Origin of the sequence: Clostridium sp. UBA3061, assembly GCF_002367465.1 — a bacterium.
GTDB classification, from domain to species: Bacteria; Bacillota; Clostridia; order Clostridiales; family Clostridiaceae; genus Clostridium_J; species Clostridium_J sulfidigenes.
In genome coordinates this window covers 69,704-87,808 of the sequence record NZ_DFCF01000012.1, presented here as the reverse complement: position 1 = coordinate 87,808, position 18,105 = coordinate 69,704, and the positions used below count along the sequence as shown (strand labels likewise).

Below are 18,105 nucleotides of genomic sequence, written 5' to 3'. Positions count from 1 at the left end.
TAAAAACACCTCCCTTAGTATAATCTTTGACTAAAGAAAGGTGTTTAATACCAAATTTTTGAAATTTGATTATACTGACCTATGTAATAATTACTCTTGTCTTGCTAATATCTGGTGGATATTTCCTTTAATAACTTCTATAGCTACTTTATTATGTCCACCTTCTGGGATAATAATATCTGCATACTTCTTAGTATTCTCTGTAAATTGTTCATGCATCTGCTTAACTACAGTTAAATATTGAGTTATTACTGAATCTACAGTTCTTCCTCTTTCATTAAGATCTCTTACTAGTCTTCTTATGAATCTTACATCTGCATCAGTATCTACATATATTTTTATATCTAACATATCTCTAAGAGATTCATCCTCAAGAACAAGTATTCCTTCTACTATTACTATTTCTCTTGGTTCTACCATTATAGTTTCTTTTTTTCTATTATGTACCTCAAAATCATACTGAGGCTTCTCAATAGCTTTACCATCAATTAAAGATTTTAAATGATTTACTAATAAGGCTGTATCGAAGGCATATGGATGATCATAGTTTGTCTTTACTCTGTCCTCCATAGTTAAATGGCTTTGGTCCTTATAATAACAATCCTGTTCTATCATAGCTATGCAATTTCCATCAAAACTTTTGCATATTTCCTTTGCTATGGTACTTTTCCCTGAACCAGTTCCACCTGTTATTCCTATTATAACTGGACGTTTCATTAAACTTCCTCCTTAGCCTTTATTATAATATCATTTTCTTCTAATTCTTCATTAACTTTAGCCGTATATATCATTTTTGCACTAGGTGCTGACTCAATTTTATTTCCTTTTTCATCATGAAGGTCTCTAAGAACAACTTGCTTATTTTCTCCTATTGGTCTTAAAACCTCTACTTGAGCTCCTTCAACTACTTTATTTCTATGCTCAATTGTAACTATTCCTGTTCCTTTATTATAATCCTTAACTATACCTATAATGTCATAATTTCTTACATAGGCTGAACTATCTTGAACTTGTTTATTTTCTTCATTGAAATAGAATCCAGTATAGTATTGCCTATGACTAGGTTTATTTAAGTCTTCTAACCATCTTGGATTAAACTTATAGTCTTCTGGAGACTTCATATATTCATCTATAGCTTCTCTATAAGCTTTAACAACACTTGCCACATAGTAAGTGCTCTTCATTCTACCCTCTATTTTAAATGACAGTGCTCCAGTTTCCATAAGTTCTGGAATATGCTCAATCATACATAAATCCTTAGAATTCATTATATATGTTCCCTTATCATCTTCCATGATAGGATAATATTCTCCTTCACGTTTTTCCTCTACTAGATGATATTTATATCTACATGGTTGCGCACAAGACCCTCTATTAGAATCTCTCCCTACCATATAGTTAGATATAAGACATCTTCCTGAATATGCCATACACATAGAACCATGAACAAATATCTCTAAATCCATAGTTTCAGGTATTTTCTCTTGTACCTTTCTTATTTCTTCAAGGGATAATTCTCTAGCTAAAACAACTCTTTTTACCCCCATCTTATGCCAAAACTCACAAGTCTTCCAGTTAACAGTATTTGCTTGAGTACTTAAATGCAACTCCATATTTGGTACAGTTTCTCTAGCCATCAAAATTATACCAGGATCTGATACTATAATTGCATCTACTCCTGCTTCATATAATTCCTTCAGATAATCTTCTAAACCATCTAAGTCATCATTATGTGGAAATACATTTAAAGTTACATATACTTTTTTACCTTTTGAATGAGCAAATTCTATACCTTCTAATAATTCTTCATTGCTAAAATTATCTGCAAAAGCTCTAAGATTTAACTTGCTACCACCTAGATATACTGCATCTGCTCCAAAATTTAATGCTGCTTTAAGCTTCTCCAAGTTCCCTGCTGGAGCTAATAGTTCCGGTGTTTTCATTTTCATTCCTCCTAACTGTCAGTGCTATACCATCTCCCATTGGTATTACTGTTGTAAGTAAATTTTCATCCTTTGAGATTGTTTCCATATATTTCTTCATTCTTTTTACTATAGTAATTTTTCTTCTTATCATCAAGTCTTTACATGCAACCATACCTCTAAATAATACATTATCTGATATAATTATTCCATCCTTTGATAACATTCTTATGCAATGAGGTAAAAATTCACTATAATGACCTTTACCTGCATCCATAAAAATCAGATCATACTCATCAACTAATCCTTCAAGAACTTCCAAACAATCACCTTGTATTATTGATATCTTTTCATCTAAACCTGCTTTTTTTATATTTTCAGTTGCTATGGTTACCATTTTTTCATCTCTTTCAATGGTAGTTATAGTAACATTATTTTCCGATGCTAAGGACATTAAAATGGAGGAGTATCCTATTGCTGTGCCAAGCTCAAGTATCTTTTTAGGTTTTTTTAAATTAATCATAAACTCTATTAATCTAGCAGTTTCCTTTTGAACTATAGGCACTGCATTTTCTTCTGCAAAATTTTCTAACTCTTTTAACATCCCTTTAGAATCTCCTATGAGACCTCTTAAGTAATTTTCCATATAATCATATGTAATACCGCTCATTTCTTCCTCCATATAATCCTATATAATTTAATCATTATTTATATACTCTATTTAAAATCTCTTATACATATCATATACATTTACTATTAAGAATATAATAATTTTATAATACAAAGTTATAAGCTCAAAATTATTGAGCTTACAACTTTTTATTCTAAATTTAATATCTTAGTATCCTAATTCTTTTAACTTATTCATAAAGTCTACATCATTATCAGTAAAATAATGATGTGTTTTATCTTTTTCTAAAACGTAAAATAAATAATCAGTACTTTCAGGCTTAGCTGCTGCTAAAATTGATGATATTCCTGGACTAGATATAGGCCCCAATGGCAATCCATGATTTTTATAAGTATTATAAGGTGAGTCTACCTCTAAATGTTTATTTAAAACAGTATCTACATGCTCACCTAAAGCATAAATAACTGTAGCATCAATCTGTAGCTTCATCTCCTTTTTCAACCTATTGTATATAACTGAGGAAACTAATGGTCTCTCTTCATCTACTCTAGTTTCATTTTCAATAAGAGAAGCTATAGTTATTATATCGTAAATATTAGTTCCTTCAGGAATAATGCTATTAATTTTAGAATTAAAAGCATTATTCATAGTAGCTATAACTTCATTAGGTTTAACTCCTTGATTAAAGAAATATGTATCAGGAAATAAAAATCCTTCTAAATCATATCTCCTTCCTTCCTTTGATGGAATATAATCAGGAGCTGCATATTCTTTTATAGCTTTTAAGAACTCATCCTTAGTAAATAATCCCTTTTCCTCAAATAATATAGCCATTTTTTCTATATCATATCCTTCTGGAATAGTTACAGATATAGAGCCTTCATTATTTTTATTCTCTAAAACAGCAATTATCTCCTCAAAGCTTAAATTACCTGATAACTTAAATGTTCCTGGTACAAGTTCTGCTGAAGTATTATGCAACTTCATATAAATCTTGATTAATGTTTTACTTTTTACAAAACCTTGATTATCTAACCTATCTAATACGTTGTAAAGCGAATCCCCTTCATTTACAACTACGGTGACTTCTTCACCTTTTAATGGAGACTTTGTCGAATAATTGTAATAAAAACCACTGACTGTTAATATTACTATTAATACTATTACAATTATACTTACAATTTTCTTCATATTACACCCCCATGAACGGAAATATTATTTCTTTAATGCTGCTCTCTTTCTTAGGGTTGGATCTAGTATTTTCTTTCTTAATCTTATAGTTTTTGGAGTAACCTCTACAAGCTCATCAGAAGCTATAAATTCTATACATTGCTCTAATGACATATTAGGTACTGGTATTAATTTAAGTGCATCATCTGATCCTGAAGATCTTGTATTTGAAAGATGTTTCTTCTTACATACATTAACTTCTATATCTTCATTTCTTGAACATTCTCCACAAACCATTCCTTGATATACTGGAACTCCTGGTCCTATAAATAATCTTCCTCTTTCTTGTGCATTGAATAATCCATATCCAATAGACTCTCCAGATTCAAACACAACTAGAGATCCTCTGTTTCTCTCTACTATATCACCTTTGTATTTTTCATAACCAACTAAAACGTGGTTCATTATTCCATTTCCTCTAGTTTCAGTCATAAACTCATTTCTTAATCCAATTATTCCTCTTGATGGAACTTTAAATTCAAGTCTAGTATATCCATTAACAGCACTAGTCATGTTAACCATCTCTGCTTTTCTTGGACCCATTTTTTCCATAACAACTCCCATATACTCTTCTGGTACGTCCATTGTTAAGTTTTCCATAGGTTCTAAAAGTTCTCCATTTTCATGTTTGTATATAACAGATGGCTTAGATACTTGGAATTCATATCCTTCTCTTCTCATAGTTTCAATAAGAATTGAAAGATGAAGTTCTCCTCTTCCACTAACTTTAAATGAGTCTGCTGAATCAGTTTCTTCAACTTTTAAACTTACATTAGTTTCAAGTTCTTTCATAAGTCTATCCCTTAAGTGTCTAGATGTAACAAAATCTCCATCTTGACCTGCGAAAGGTGAGTTATTAACTATAAAGTTCATACTAAGCGTTGGCTCATCAATATCAACAAATGGCAATGCTTCTGGGTTTGTAGCATCTGCTATTGTTTCTCCAATATTTATACCAGGAATTCCTGATATAGCTATAATATCACCAAGTTTAGCTTCTTCTACCTCAACTCTTTTTAATCCATCGTAAGTATAAACATTTGATACTTTTACATTTTTCTTTGATCCGTCCTTTGACATTTGAGCTACGGTTTGATTCTTTTTAATAGTTCCTCTTTCAATCTTACCTATTCCAATTTTACCAACATATTCGTTGTAATCTATTGATGTTACTAGCATTTGTAGTGGCTCGTCTATGTAACCTTTTGGTGGATGCACAGTTTCAATAATTGCTTCAAATAATGGAACCATATCTACAGGTTCATCTTCAAGTTCTGATACTGCAACTCCATCTCTAGCAGATGCATATATTATTTTAAAATCTAATTGCTCATCTGTAGCACCTAATTCTACAAATAAGTCAAAGATCTCATCTATAACTGCCTCTGGTCTTGCATCTTTTCTATCAATTTTATTGATAACAACCATTGGATCTAATCCAAGCTCAAGGGCCTTTTTTAGAACGAATTTAGTTTGTGGCATAGCTCCTTCATAAGCATCTACTACAAGTAAAACACTATCTACCATTTTAAGTACACGCTCAACTTCTCCACCAAAATCAGCATGGCCTGGAGTATCTATAATGTTTATTTTTACTCCATTATACATTACTGCAGTATTTTTTGAAAGAATAGTTATTCCTCTTTCTCTCTCTAAATCATTTGAGTCCATAACTCTCTCTTGCATTACTTCATTTTCTCTAAATACTTTACTCTGCTTTAAAAGCGCATCCACTAAAGTTGTCTTACCATGGTCAACGTGAGCTATTATAGCGATGTTTCTTATATCTTCTCTTGTATATAAATTCATATTTTTCCTCCAAAATTTTATTTTAATAATAAACCACAAAATAAAATTGGATACTTAAGTATCCAATTTAAATTAACTATTTCAATTCTAATATTATGTGGATAAAAAGTCAATGTTATTAAAACATTATTAAATCCCAATACAGAATAGATTTATCATTAATTACTATTTGTGTAATCTCAACTTATAACAATTAATGAAAAATGAAGTTTTTTAAACTTCCATAATTATAGGTAAAATCATTGGTCTTCTCTTAGTCTTTTCATAAAGGTACTCTCTAAGAGCTTCTCTAATTGTTGCTTTTATAGTAGGCCATTCCGTAATGTGTTTTTCTTCACAATGTGCAAGGGCCTCTTTAACAACCTCTCTAGCCTTATCCATTAAATCCTCAGATTCTCTAACATAGACAAAGCCTCTTGAAATTATATCTGGACCTGCAATAACACTTCCAGTATCTTTACCCATGGTAACTACAACAGTTAGGATACCATCTTGTGATAGATGTTTTCTATCCCTTAGAACAATATTTCCTACATCTCCAACTCCAAGTCCATCTACAAAAACTTGCCCTGAAGCTACTGTACCTGCTTTTCTTATAGATGTTCTACTTACTTCAATAAGATCTCCATTTTCTCCTATATACACATTTTTCTCCGACAAACCTAACTTAACAGCTAGTTCACCATGTTGTTTTAAATGTCTATATTCACCATGAACTGGTATGAAGAATCTCGGTTTTACTAAAGAATGCATAAGTTTTAACTCTTCCTGGCATGCATGACCTGATACGTGAACTTCTGCTAGTGATTCATATACTACTTCTGCCCCTTGTTTAAACAATTGATTTATAACCTTAGAAACTAATTTCTCATTTCCTGGTATAGGCGATGCAGATAATATTACTAGGTCTCCCTTTTGTATATTTACCTTCTTATGTTCAGAAGCTGCCATTCTTGAAAGAGCTGCCATAGGTTCTCCTTGACTTCCAGTAGTTATCATAACTATTTCATCATCACGATATTTCCCCATAGAATCTATACTTATTAATGCATCTTCTTCTATAGTAATATATCCAAGTTCTATAGCAACTGCGATTATATTTTCCATACTTCTACCAGAAAGTGCAACTTTTCTATTATACTTTCTAGCTGCTGTTATTATCTGTTGAACCCTATGAATATTAGAAGCAAAAGTTGCAACAATAACTCTTCCCTTAGCACCATGGAAAATCTTTTCGAAACTTTCTCCAACTATGCTTTCAGACATAGTGTATCCTGGTCTCTCTACATTAGTACTGTCTGCTAAGAGTACAGTTACTCCTTTTTTCCCTAGCTCTGCAAATCTAGTTAAATCTGTAACCTTGCCATCTATAGGTGTAAAGTCAATCTTAAAATCTCCAGTATGAAGTACTACACCTAATGGTGTGTGTATAGCTATAGCTACCGAATCTGCTATACTGTGATTTGTTTTAATAAATTCTACAGATACACTAGTAAGCTTTATGATATCCTTTGGCTTAACTTCTCTTAAGTCAACCACTCCTAATAATGCATGCTCTCTTAATTTACTTTCCACAATTCCCAGTGTAAGTTTAGTCCCATAAACAGGAACATTAATTTGCTTTAATACATATGGTAAAGCACCAATATGATCTTCATGAGCATGGGTTAAAAATATTCCAGTTACTCTATCAATATTCTTAACTAGATAAGTAACATCTGGTATAACTACGTCAATTCCCAACATCTCATCATCTGGAAATTTCAATCCGCAATCGATAACAACTATATCATTCTTATATTCTATAGCAGTTAGATTTTTACCTATCTCATTTAATCCCCCTAAAGGAATTATTTTAATCTTCTCTTTTTCTTTTTTCAAAACCTACCCTCCTTTTCTACATAATTTTCTTTATGCTCTGCCTAACTTTATTAATATAAAAGATTAGGTTTTTGAGCATCTTAATCTAATCTGTACATATATACATTTAATTTCTAATAGAAATTTTAATATCATATAGTATAGATTTATATAACATCTCTACTAATAATAAAGTTATTATTGTAAAGAACAATTATCACAAATTCCATAAAACTTTAAACTATGATTTTTTATTTTAAAGTTATACTTTTTTTCTATTCCCTGCTCTAACTCCTCTAAAAGATCTCCTTCAACCTCAATGACTTTACCACAATTTTGACAAATCAAATGATGATGTTGATGACTTTCATCTTCATCACAAAGTTCGTATCTACTGCATCCATCATCTAAATCAAGTTTATATAGCACTCCCATTTCTTCTAATAACTGAACAGTTCTATACACAGTTGCAAGTCCGATTTCCGGACAATTAACCTTTACTAAATCATATATTTCTTCTGTGGTTAAGTGGCTACCTTCATTTTTAATAATCTCATCAAGTATAGACCTTCTTTGAGGTGTCAATTTATAGCCCTTTTCTTTTAGAATAAGTTTTAAATTTTCAATTTTCTCATTAGACATAAATTAACACTACTCCTTTCACCACTAGGTGAAGTATATTTATTCTATAACACCTTCATCATATAGAGTTTCAAAAGCATCATTAACCATGTTAAACTCTTCTTCATCCTCTACTGTTGCAAAGTATTCTTCTCCATCTTCATCCTTAAGAACCTTTAATGCAATAGCATCCTCATTTTCATCATCAATAGGCGCTACTATAAAATACTCTGTATCTTCTATTTCTAACTTGGTTATAACTTCAAACTCAACGTCATTACCTTCTTCGTCAGTCAATGTTATATTTTCTAAAAAATTTTCCATAAAAATTTCCTCCTTCTACATATTGGTAGTATTTTTCTATATAGAAATTATCTATATTACAATTCTATTCTGTAAGCTATAAGTGCCTATTTAAGTTTATACTATATATTATCTTATTCATGATAATATTATTTACTAAGACTATCTAAGTACCCCTGTAAAATATAAGTAGCAGCTATCTTATCAACCAAGCCTTTTCTTTTTTTTCTTGACATATCAGCTTCTAACATAGCCATATGTGCTGCCCTAGTAGTAAGTCTTTCATCCCAAAATTTAATTTCTATGTTTACGTGCTCCCTTAACGCTTCACAAAATCTTTGTACCTTTTCTGCTTGCTCACCTATAGTACCATTCATATTCTTAGGTAATCCTGAAATTATAGTTTCAACATTATATTCGTTGCATATTTTTATAATTTCTTCTATATCTGCCTCTTCCTTTTTACGTCTTATGGTGGTAATTCCTTGAGCTGTGAAGCCTAGTGGGTCACTTATAGCTACTCCAATAGTTCTATCACCCACATCTAATCCAAGTACTCTCATGCTCTTCTCCTAACTGTATATTACAAATATAGGAGCTCCATTATGATAAACAGAGTTCTTTGCTTCAGAGGGAGTTTTTACTCCCTCTGAAGGTTAGAAATCGTTATCCAGGGTCGTAGCCGCTCTTTACTCCCACTTTGAAGAAGATGGGAGTATTAGAGCGGGTAGTCATAGGATAAACCTCTTCTTTATCCTTATATGGGTGCTCCTTATTCTGATCATTACAAATTAATAATTATATGCTATTATAATTAACACTAATGGATAAAATCAATTTATTATTCCAACACTATATACATCTTTAATGGACTGTATTACACTTTTACCTATTACATATTATGTGTAATTTTAAAATAAAAATGCCTTAAAAGGCATTTTTATTTTATATCTAGATAAGATTTTAAAACTTCTTCTAATATCTCGTCTCTCTCTAGTTTACTTACTAATGCTCTTGCGCCATTATAGTTGGTTATATAAGTTGGGTCGCCAGATATAAGATAGCCTACTAACTGGTTAACTGGATTATAGCCCTTCTCAATTAGAGCATCATATACATCAGTTAGTATAACTTTTGTCATATCTTTCTTATCTTTCATTACATCAAACTGAACTGTATGTTGTTTATCCATTATATCACCTTCTCAACCTTACTTTATTTTCTATTATACCATCATTGGATGCAAAAAGTATACTATTTTACTAAAGTTTCTACTATTTGACTTACCTTTGAAATTGCTTCATCTAGTTTTTCTGGTTTCTTTCCACCTGCTTGTGCCATGTCAGGTCTTCCACCACCACCACCGCCAGTGATGATAGCTACCTCTTTAATAATCTTTCCAGCATGAGCACCCTTTGCAACTGCTTCCTTACTAGCCATTACAACAAATTGAACCTTTCCAGCAACTCTACTCCCAAGAACTACAACTGCATCTGAAACCTTATTTCTAAGTTTATCACATAGATTTCTAAGTGCATCTCCTTCAATATCATCTAGCGCAGCTGCAATTACATTGATTCCTTTAATATTTTCAGCTTTATTAATTATTTCATCTTCAATACCACTAGCTAATTTTTCCTTTAATCCTTGTATTTCTTTTTCTTTTTCTTTTAAAGTAGTAAGTAATCCATTTAACTTATTTAATAAATCTTTTTCTCCACACTTTAAAGTTGCCGATATTTCTTTTAATAACTCCTCTTTTTCATTTACATAGCTTTCAGATTTAATACCTGTAACAGCTTCAATTCTTCTGATTCCTGCTGCTACTCCACTCTCATTTAGAATCTTAAACAGCCCTATTTCGCCAGAATTCTTAACATGAATTCCACCGCATAGTTCCTTGCTATATTCACCTACAGATACAACTCTAACATCCTCTTTATATTTATCATCGAATAAAGCCACAGCTCCCTTTTCTTTAGCTTCATCTATAGTCATAATCTCCGTGTTTACATCATAAGCTTTAAGAATTTCACTGTTTAAACTTTCTTCTACTTCTTTAAGTTGTTCTGAAGTCATAGCTGAGAAATGGGTAAAGTCAAATCTTAATCTATCCCCATCTACATAAGATCCAGCTTGATTTACATGGTCTCCTAAGACTTCTTTTAAAGCTTCATGAAGCATATGAGTAGCAGTATGATTTTTGCATATATTACTTCTCACAGTGGAATCTACTAACAGTTCAACAATTTCATCTATCTTAAGTTCTCCTTTAATAGCTTCTACAAAGTGAAGTATATGACCTCTGGTACTTTTTTTACAATCAAAAACTTTTCCTTGGAATTTATCCGTGTGTATAGTTCCAATGTCTCCTACTTGCCCCCCCATTTCTGCATAAAATGGAGTTTTTTCAGTAACAACTACAAATCTTTCCCCTTCTCCTACTTTGCTTACAAACTCATTATCTTTTATCATAGATAAAACTTTACCTTTACTACTTATAGTTCCATAGCCTAAAAACTCAGTAGTTATTTCCATTGGAATATTGTTTAAAGCACCTTCATCATTTCCCATGTAGTTTGATGTACCTCTTGCAGCTCTTGCTGTATTCCTTTGATTTTCCATTTCTTTATGGAAAGCATCAAAATCAATTTTCATTCCCTTTTCAACTAAAATTTCTTCGGTGAGTTCAACTGGGAATCCAAAAGTATCATAAAGTTTAAATGCTTTTTCTCCACTTAATACATTTATCTTTTCAGTATTCATTTCATCGATATAGGATTTTAATATATCCATACCTTGGTCTATGGTTTCTGCAAATCTTTCTTCTTCTAAGCTAATGACTTTCTTAATATAGTCTTTTTTCTCTTCTAATTCTTTATAAGCTCCCTTTGAACTATCAATAACTACGTTACAAAGTTCATTTAGAAATGTACGTGTGATTCCTAAAATTCTTCCATGTCTTGCAGCTCTTCTAAGAAGTCTTCTTAATACATATCCTCTACCTTCGTTAGATGGTAATATTCCATCTCCAATCATAAAGGTAATACTTCTTACATGGTCAGTTATTATTCTTATAGACACATCTAAATCTTTATTTTCGCCATAGGTTTTTCCAGCTTTTTTACAAACTGCACTTAAAACATCCTTAATTGTATCTACTTCAAAGATATTATCTACACCTTGCATTATAGTAGATATTCTCTCAAGTCCCATTCCTGTATCTATATTAGGATTTGCTAATCTCTCATATCCACCCTTACCATCTCCGTCAAACTGTGTGAAAACTAAATTCCAAAATTCAATTACTCTATCTTCATCACCAGCTTTAATAAATTCTTCAGTAGTTTCTATTTGCGGAAGATCTGATTTTCTATCATAATGAATTTCTGTACATGGACCACATGGACCAGCACCATGTTCCCAGAAGTTATCTTCTTTACCTAATCTAAAGATCCTACTTGACTCTATATCAGTTTTCTTAGTCCAAATATCAAAAGCCTCATCATCTTCAAGATATATAGTTACATATAGTTTATCCTTAGATATTTTTAAAACCTCTGTTATATACTCCCAAGCCCATACTATAATTTCTTCTTTGAAATAATCTCCAAAAGAAAAATTTCCTAACATCTCAAAAAAAGTACCATGCCTTGAGGTTTTTCCTACATTCTCAATATCACCAGTTCTTATACACTTTTGACAAGTTGTTACTCTTTTACTTGGTGGCGTCTGAATACCAGTAAAATATGGCTTTAATGGAGCCATCCCCGCATTTATTAGTAAAAGACTCTTATCATTCTTAGGTACTAAAGAAAAGCTATTAAGTCTTAAATGCTCTTTACTTTCAAAGAACTTTAAAAAGCTTTCTCTTATTTCATTTAAACCCATATTATCCATATTACATTCCTCCTAATTATTTCTAATAACAATGACTTTTATTCAATTTTTCTAAAATAAAATAAAAAAAACTTCCATCCCTGAAAAGGGACGAAAGTTTTCCGCGTTACCACCCTAATTATACTAGATTAACTAGTATCTCTTAATTAATTATAGCTCCAAGACAGCTTCAATATGTTTCACTGAAAGTTTTCACCTACCACTTTCTCTCTGAAAGTTTCCCATATCTACTAATTCTTATCATAACTTCATATTCAATTGGAACTCGACTCACTACGTTCGCTGAGTAAGTGAGTCACACCAAATCATAGATTCTGGTTCTCTACTTATATGATAAATTATATTTAGCATTTCAGCAATTGTCAATAATTCTAAACTAAAATAAATAATAATCTATTTCTCCTACAACTATTTTAATCATTACCCATACTGGAATTACAATAATCATCCCTAAAATTCCACCTATACTTCCACCTATTATAAGTAGTAATAATATGGTTACTGGATGAGAATCTACAGTTTCACCTAAAATTTTAGGGCATATAATATCTCCTTCTAGCTGTTGAATTACAAACAACCAAAATATAACAATAACAGCTTTCTTAGTAGATGTTAAAAGTGCTATTAAAATTATTGGAATAGCTCCTATAACCGGACCAAAATATGGTATTATATTAAACACTGCATTTACTAAAGATAATATTAAAGCATATTTTATACCACTTACCTTTAGTGCTATAAAGGTCAATATACCAATTATTCCACACAATTCAAACTGAGTTATTATATATCTTTCCATTACCTTATCCATGTGATTTAAAGCTCTTCTAATGGCATATTTATTGCTAAAAGGCATATACTTCATGATTCCTTTTGAAATACTATCTCCGTCGCTTAAAAAGAAATACACTAAAGTTGGTATTATAAATAGCAATAACAAATTTTCAGCTATAGATACAATTTTTGATAAAAAATTCGATATAATTACCATAAGAGCGTCTTTGAATCTTTCATAGGAATTATATAATACTTCCTTAACGAAAGGACTATCAGTAACATATTTAATATCTCCAGTAATTCTTTCATAATAACCTTTCATCTCACCTATTACTTCAGCAAAATTGGAGCTTTCATTATATATCCATGGAACTAAAATAGAAAATATTATAACTACAAATAATATAATAGATAGAATTACTATTAAAGCACTTAACTTTCTATTAAGTCCCCTTTCCATAAAGAACTTATGAAAAGGTCTAATACTATATGAAATTATAAAGGATATTATCACTACTCCTAAAACCTCAGTAAAAATAGGAAACTTCCACAATAAAAATATTATTATACCTATAATTAATAGAGCTATTGCTAATCTACCTAAGTTACTCCAATTCCAATCAATCTTTTTCATAATATACATCCTTATTAGTAGCTTTTTTCTTTCCTACATTAGGCATACATTCCAAAGCTATATTAGTGTTTTCAGCTGTATATAATATATAATCGTCTCCTAGTATCAAGTATGGTTTTAATAAAATACTTCTACTTTTAAACATGCTGAATATATTATAATCTTTTACTGCAAGTCCTTTTATTTTAAAGTCATCATCACCGAATATAACCTCACTTACTAAACCTAATATATTAGAACATTTATCTATAACATGCATATTCAGAATACTTGAAAATTCTAAGTACTTATCCTTAACTATATTGTTAATTACTAGCTGAGACTTATAATATACTATATTCTCTTTTAGTACGTTAAACTCCTTACCCAATAATCTATATGGGCTAATTTTAAATCCTATCACTTCCCCCTTATTAAAATCAACTAATAAATCCTTTATATATCCTATCTTTTTTCCTTGGATATTCATTACATCCATATAGATGTAATCTCTACTTTTAGCCATAAAATAAACTCCCTTCATAGGAAATGATATTTCTATCCTTGCCTATTTAAAGAGAGTTTATACTAATATTAATGTGGACTAAGTTATATAACCAAAAACATCATCTATTCATTGTTATACTTATCCTTCCACTTTTCAAGTCCATGAGATTCTCTATAGTTATTAATAGCCTTGTGTATAGTTTGTTCTGCAAGTACGGAGCAATGAATTTTAGAAGATGGTAATCCATCTAAAGCTTCTATAACAGATTCATTAGTAAGATTCCAGGCTTCTTCTAGAGTCTTTCCAATAATAAGTTCTGTGGCAATACTGGATGATGCAATAGCAGATCCACAACCAAAGGTCATAAATTTAGCATTTTTAATCACATTATCTTCTATAATTAAATATATCTTCATTACATCTCCACACCTTACATCTCCACATTCACCTATGCCATCAGCATCAGGTAAAGTACCTACATTTCTTGGTGAATAAAAATGTTCTAGAACTTTATCACTGTAATCCATAAAAATCCCTCCTAGAATGACTTCAAGGATTGTCTTAAAGATTGCTAAACTTATATCAATAAATCTAGCTAATTCCCTTTAAGACAACCCTAAAATATCATTCAATCTTTTTATTGTACTTTAAAATTATATTTAATTTACTATTTTATAACTCTTTCAATAATTCCTCCACCAACAACAAGGTCACCTTGATAGCAAACGACAGACTGACCCTTAGTTATAGCCCGTTGAGGGGTTTCAAAGTCTAACTTAATATGATTTTCATCTAATTGAGTTAGTTTTGCAGGAGCCGGTTTAGCTGAATATCTTACCTTAGCCTCAACCATAATCTCTCCTTCTATTTTATCCATAGGAATTAAATTTATGTTTTTAGCAATAAGCGTAGTATTAAAGATTTCTGATTCTTCGCCTAAAACTACTTCATTTCTTTCTGGGATTATGTTAGTTACAAATACAGGTTTTCCAAGAGCAATTCCAAGACCTTTTCTCTGACCTATAGTATAATATACTATGCCCTTATGCTTACCTAAAATTTTTCCAGTACTATCTACAAAGTTTCCTGGTACAACTTCTCTTCCACTAAATCTAGAAAGATAATTACCATGATTGTTATCAGGTATAAAGCAAATTTCTTGAGAATCTTTCTTTCTAAATACTTCCAAACCTATTTTTTCAGCGATAGCCCTGATTTCTGTTTTAGAATAAGCTCCACAAGGCATCAAAGTATGTGCCAATTGATCTTGTGTTAGAGTATATAGCGCGTAGGTCTGGTCTTTTCTATCATCTTCTGAACGCTTTAATCTATATCTTCCATCTTTGAAATCTATAGTAGCATAATGCCCAGTAGCAATATAATCAGCGCCTAGCCCTTGAACTTTTCTCAAAAATTCTTCAAACTTAATTTTTCTATTACATTCTATACAAGGATTTGGGGTTCTCCCACTAAAATATTCCTCTATAAAATTGTCTACTACATGCTCTTTAAAAGGAGCTTTAAAATTCATAACATAGAAGGGTATATCTAAAACATCTGCTACTCGTCTTGCATCATTAACTGCTGAAAGAGAACAACAACCACCTTCATTTTCTGCATATTCAGGATTATCTGGAGATAACTTCATCATTATTCCAGTTACATCATATCCTTGTTCTTTTAAAAGATATGCTGCTACAGAACTGTCAACGCCTCCACTCATCCCTATTACAACTTTTTTCTTCATCTAAGTATCACACCTATTCTCCATGAACTTGATCATGTATATCATCATGTTCTTCGTAATCCCAAGGCTGTAATCCTTGTTTCTCTCTGTAATCATTTATAGCTTTATGAATAGCTTCTTCTGCAAGAACTGAGCAATGCATTTTAACTGGTGGAAGTCCATCTAAAGCTTCTGCTACAGCTACATTTGTAAGTGTCCACGCTTCATCTAAAGTTTTTCCTTTTATTAGCTCTGTAGCCATACTAGAAGATGCTATGGCAGATCCACATCCAAAAGTCTTAAATTTACAATCTACGATTTTCTCATCTTCAACTTTTAAATAAACCCTCATTATATCTCCACATTTAGCATTCCCAACTTCTCCAATTCCGCTAGCATTTTCTATTTCTCCAACGTTTCTTGGGTTTGTAAAATGATCCATTACTTTTTCACTATATATCATAATTATTTATCCTCCTTGTTAAAAAAACTTTTAATTTTTCCATTTAAGAAACTGTCATATAATGGTGACATATCTCTAAGCCTTTGTACTATTGCAGGTACAGTTTCTATTACATAATCTACTTCTTCTTCAGTTGTTTTAGCACCCATTGTAAGTCTTAATGAACCATGTGCAACTTCATGAGGAAGTCCTATAGCCAATAATACGTGAGATGGATCTAAAGATCCAGATGTGCAAGCACTTCCACTTGATGCACATATTCCTTTAGCATCAAGCATTAAAAGTACTGACTCTCCTTCTATAAATTCAAAACTAATATTTACGTTTCCTGGCAGTCTTCTATCTCCTACAGAACCATTAAGTTTAGAATATGGAATCTCTAGTAATCCCTTTATAAGCTTATCTCTTAAATAAGTTAATCTTTCTTTTTCTTCAGTTAAATTTTCCATAGCTAGCTCTATAGCCTTTCCTAATCCAACTATTCCAGCTACGTTCTCTGTTCCAGCTCTTCTGTTTCTTTCTTGAGCTCCACCATGAACCAAGTTGTGAATTTTTATGCCTTTTCTTAGGTATAAAACTCCAACACCTTTAGGACCATAAATTTTATGTCCTGATAGAGATAGTGCATCTATATCCATATTTTTAACATCCATATCTATATGACCTATAGCTTGAACTGCATCTGTATGGAAGAAAACTTTTCTTTCTTTACATATAGCGCCTATTTCTTTAATAGGTTGTACAGTTCCAATCTCATTGTTGGCAGTCATTATAGTCACTAATATAGTACTTGGCTTTATAGCATTTTTTAGTTCTTCTAATCTAATAGACCCTTCTTCATCCACATCCAAATAAGTTACTTCAAATCCTTGTTTTTCAAGATATTCACAAGTATGAAGTACAGCATGATGCTCTATTTTAGTAGTTATAATATGATTTCCTTTATTTTTGTTAGCAAGGGCTATTCCCTTAATCGCCCAGTTATCTGCTTCTGATCCACCACCAGTGAAATATATCTCTGCTGGATCCGCATTAATAGCTTTTGCTATTCTATTTCTTGCTTTATCTATAGCTTTTTTAGTTTCCCTTGAAATCGAATATATAGATGATGGGTTACCATAAAACTCCGTAAAGTAAGGTATCATATCCTCTAATACTTCTGGTTTTGTGTATGTTGTTGCCGCATAATCCATATAAACTGTTTTATTCATTTAGGTTCACTCCTTTAATTTTCAATATGTTAGAATAATCGTCTACAATATCCTGTAAAGTTATTGCCATTGTTACAGAATCAATGCTATCCTTAATTTTTTTCCATACTATTCTAGTTGCGCAACAATCAATATTATTGCAGCCATCACTATCTAAGCAGGTTGAAATTTCGATAGGTCCTTCTAGCACCTCTAATACTTGGTATACTGTAATTTCTTTTGGATCCTTGGCTAGAATGTATCCTCCATTGGCTCCTCTTATACTCTTTATTAGCTCTGCTTTTCTTAACACAGAAAATAACTGTTCAAGATAATATTCCGAAATATTTTGTCTACTTGAAATACTCTTAATAGATATAGGGCTTTTTCCGTAGTTAATAGCTAGGTCAACCATAGCTTTAACCCCGTATCTTCCCTTAGTTGATAACTTCATAAAAATCATTCCTTAATGTTGAGTACTTTACTATGGTTTAATAATATCAAATCAGAGTATTTATGTCAACTATTCTTTTAATATCTGCACCAATAAAA

Annotated in this window: 18 protein-coding genes and 1 other annotated feature; all 18 genes read right to left on the bottom strand. The window is 31.3% G+C overall.

The annotated features are described in order from the left end of the window. Positions 1 to 90: 90 nt before the first annotated feature. Positions 91 to 717 carry a uridine kinase gene (udk, locus tag B2P65_RS10900; RefSeq protein WP_346848313.1) on the bottom strand — a complete coding sequence of 209 codons (627 nt, stop codon included), beginning with the start codon at positions 715 to 717 and terminating at the stop codon, positions 91 to 93. Further along, positions 717 to 1,943: a U32 family peptidase gene (locus B2P65_RS10895; RefSeq protein ID WP_346848312.1), complete on the bottom strand. Its 1,227-nt coding sequence runs from the start codon at positions 1,941 to 1,943 to the stop codon at positions 717 to 719. Before B2P65_RS10895 ends, udk begins: the two co-directional genes overlap by 1 nt. Continuing rightward, positions 1,894 to 2,592 carry an O-methyltransferase gene (locus tag B2P65_RS10890; protein WP_346848311.1) on the bottom strand — a complete coding sequence of 233 codons (699 nt, stop codon included), beginning with the start codon at positions 2,590 to 2,592 and terminating at the stop codon, positions 1,894 to 1,896. The genes B2P65_RS10895 and B2P65_RS10890 overlap by 50 nt, the downstream gene beginning before the upstream one ends. A 168-nt stretch (positions 2,593 to 2,760) precedes the next feature. Continuing rightward, the gene (mltG, locus tag B2P65_RS10885; RefSeq protein WP_346876445.1) at positions 2,761 to 3,744 is read right to left on the bottom strand and encodes an endolytic transglycosylase MltG; all 984 of its coding nucleotides are present in this window, start codon (positions 3,742 to 3,744) and stop codon (positions 2,761 to 2,763) included. 24 nt (positions 3,745 to 3,768) lie between these two features. Further along, a complete protein-coding gene (gene typA / locus B2P65_RS10880; protein ID WP_346848309.1) occupies positions 3,769 to 5,592 on the bottom strand; it encodes a translational GTPase TypA in 1,824 nt (607 codons plus the stop codon). A gap of 213 nt (positions 5,593 to 5,805) precedes the next feature. After that, positions 5,806 to 7,473 (bottom strand): ribonuclease J, encoded by a 1,668-nt coding sequence (locus B2P65_RS10875; protein WP_346848308.1) that lies wholly within the window; start codon positions 7,471 to 7,473, stop codon positions 5,806 to 5,808. A 177-nt stretch (positions 7,474 to 7,650) separates the two neighbouring features. After that, positions 7,651 to 8,094, bottom strand: coding sequence for a Fur family transcriptional regulator (locus B2P65_RS10870; RefSeq protein WP_035133257.1), 444 nt, complete (start codon positions 8,092 to 8,094; stop codon positions 7,651 to 7,653). 39 nt (positions 8,095 to 8,133) lie between these two features. Further along, a complete protein-coding gene (locus B2P65_RS10865) occupies positions 8,134 to 8,397 on the bottom strand; it encodes a DUF1292 domain-containing protein (protein WP_035133255.1) in 264 nt (87 codons plus the stop codon). 128 nt (positions 8,398 to 8,525) lie between these two features. Further along, on the bottom strand, positions 8,526 to 8,939 hold the full coding sequence (gene ruvX, locus B2P65_RS10860; protein WP_346848307.1) for a Holliday junction resolvase RuvX: 414 nt from the start codon (positions 8,937 to 8,939) through the stop codon (positions 8,526 to 8,528). Between the two features lie 377 nt (positions 8,940 to 9,316). Continuing rightward, positions 9,317 to 9,568, bottom strand: coding sequence for an IreB family regulatory phosphoprotein (locus tag B2P65_RS10855; RefSeq protein WP_035133250.1), 252 nt, complete (start codon positions 9,566 to 9,568; stop codon positions 9,317 to 9,319). A gap of 62 nt (positions 9,569 to 9,630) precedes the next feature. Then, positions 9,631 to 12,276: an alanine--tRNA ligase gene (gene alaS / locus B2P65_RS10850; protein ID WP_346880161.1), complete on the bottom strand. Its 2,646-nt coding sequence runs from the start codon at positions 12,274 to 12,276 to the stop codon at positions 9,631 to 9,633. A gap of 83 nt (positions 12,277 to 12,359) precedes the next feature. Then, positions 12,360 to 12,529 (bottom strand) — a binding site (T-box leader). A gap of 123 nt (positions 12,530 to 12,652) precedes the next feature. Then, complete coding sequence (locus tag B2P65_RS10845) at positions 12,653 to 13,687, bottom strand: AI-2E family transporter (RefSeq protein ID WP_346848305.1); 1,035 nt, start codon at positions 13,685 to 13,687, stop codon at positions 12,653 to 12,655. Beyond that, positions 13,674 to 14,192 (bottom strand): PRC-barrel domain-containing protein, encoded by a 519-nt coding sequence (locus tag B2P65_RS10840; RefSeq protein WP_035133245.1) that lies wholly within the window; start codon positions 14,190 to 14,192, stop codon positions 13,674 to 13,676. The genes B2P65_RS10845 and B2P65_RS10840 overlap by 14 nt, the downstream gene beginning before the upstream one ends. Positions 14,193 to 14,296: 104 nt before the next feature. Further along, positions 14,297 to 14,701, bottom strand: a complete 405-nt coding sequence (nifU, locus tag B2P65_RS10835; RefSeq protein WP_346848304.1) for a Fe-S cluster assembly scaffold protein NifU — start codon at positions 14,699 to 14,701, stop codon at positions 14,297 to 14,299. 140 nt (positions 14,702 to 14,841) lie between these two features. Next, the gene (gene mnmA, locus B2P65_RS10830) at positions 14,842 to 15,921 is read right to left on the bottom strand and encodes a tRNA 2-thiouridine(34) synthase MnmA (protein WP_346848303.1); all 1,080 of its coding nucleotides are present in this window, start codon (positions 15,919 to 15,921) and stop codon (positions 14,842 to 14,844) included. Positions 15,922 to 15,934: 13 nt separating this feature from the next. Continuing rightward, positions 15,935 to 16,363, bottom strand: a complete 429-nt coding sequence (gene nifU / locus B2P65_RS10825; RefSeq protein WP_035133240.1) for a Fe-S cluster assembly scaffold protein NifU — start codon at positions 16,361 to 16,363, stop codon at positions 15,935 to 15,937. A gap of 2 nt (positions 16,364 to 16,365) precedes the next feature. Then, positions 16,366 to 17,574 carry a cysteine desulfurase NifS gene (nifS, locus tag B2P65_RS10820; RefSeq protein WP_346848302.1) on the bottom strand — a complete coding sequence of 403 codons (1,209 nt, stop codon included), beginning with the start codon at positions 17,572 to 17,574 and terminating at the stop codon, positions 16,366 to 16,368. After that, a complete protein-coding gene (locus tag B2P65_RS10815) occupies positions 17,567 to 18,007 on the bottom strand; it encodes an RrF2 family transcriptional regulator (RefSeq protein WP_035133236.1) in 441 nt (146 codons plus the stop codon). The genes nifS and B2P65_RS10815 overlap by 8 nt, the downstream gene beginning before the upstream one ends. Positions 18,008 to 18,105: the final 98 nt, after the last annotated feature.

Excerpts from the sequence above, each read along its gene's own strand:
- mltG (WP_346876445.1), bottom strand. The coding sequence starts at position 3,744 with ATGAAGAAAATTGTAAGTATAATTGTAATAGTATTAATAGTAATATTA.
- nifU (WP_035133240.1), bottom strand. The coding sequence starts at position 16,363 with ATGATATATAGTGAAAAAGTAATGGATCATTTTACAAACCCAAGAAAC.
- nifS (WP_346848302.1), bottom strand. The coding sequence starts at position 17,574 with ATGAATAAAACAGTTTATATGGATTATGCGGCAACAACATACACAAAA.
- mnmA (WP_346848303.1), bottom strand. The coding sequence starts at position 15,921 with ATGAAGAAAAAAGTTGTAATAGGGATGAGTGGAGGCGTTGACAGTTCT.
- ruvX (WP_346848307.1), bottom strand. The coding sequence starts at position 8,939 with ATGAGAGTACTTGGATTAGATGTGGGTGATAGAACTATTGGAGTAGCT.
- B2P65_RS10855 (WP_035133250.1), bottom strand. The coding sequence starts at position 9,568 with ATGGATAAACAACATACAGTTCAGTTTGATGTAATGAAAGATAAGAAA.
- B2P65_RS10870 (WP_035133257.1), bottom strand. The coding sequence starts at position 8,094 with ATGTCTAATGAGAAAATTGAAAATTTAAAACTTATTCTAAAAGAAAAG.
- B2P65_RS10895 (WP_346848312.1), bottom strand. The coding sequence starts at position 1,943 with ATGAAAACACCGGAACTATTAGCTCCAGCAGGGAACTTGGAGAAGCTT.
- nifU (WP_346848304.1), bottom strand. The coding sequence starts at position 14,701 with ATGGATTACAGTGATAAAGTTCTAGAACATTTTTATTCACCAAGAAAT.
- B2P65_RS10840 (WP_035133245.1), bottom strand. The coding sequence starts at position 14,192 with ATGGCTAAAAGTAGAGATTACATCTATATGGATGTAATGAATATCCAA.
- B2P65_RS10890 (WP_346848311.1), bottom strand. The coding sequence starts at position 2,592 with ATGAGCGGTATTACATATGATTATATGGAAAATTACTTAAGAGGTCTC.
- alaS (WP_346880161.1), bottom strand. The coding sequence starts at position 12,276 with ATGGATAATATGGGTTTAAATGAAATAAGAGAAAGCTTTTTAAAGTTC.
- typA (WP_346848309.1), bottom strand. The coding sequence starts at position 5,592 with ATGAATTTATATACAAGAGAAGATATAAGAAACATCGCTATAATAGCT.
- B2P65_RS10845 (WP_346848305.1), bottom strand. The coding sequence starts at position 13,687 with ATGAAAAAGATTGATTGGAATTGGAGTAACTTAGGTAGATTAGCAATA.
- B2P65_RS10865 (WP_035133255.1), bottom strand. The coding sequence starts at position 8,397 with ATGGAAAATTTTTTAGAAAATATAACATTGACTGACGAAGAAGGTAAT.
- B2P65_RS10815 (WP_035133236.1), bottom strand. The coding sequence starts at position 18,007 with ATGAAGTTATCAACTAAGGGAAGATACGGGGTTAAAGCTATGGTTGAC.
- udk (WP_346848313.1), bottom strand. The coding sequence starts at position 717 with ATGAAACGTCCAGTTATAATAGGAATAACAGGTGGAACTGGTTCAGGG.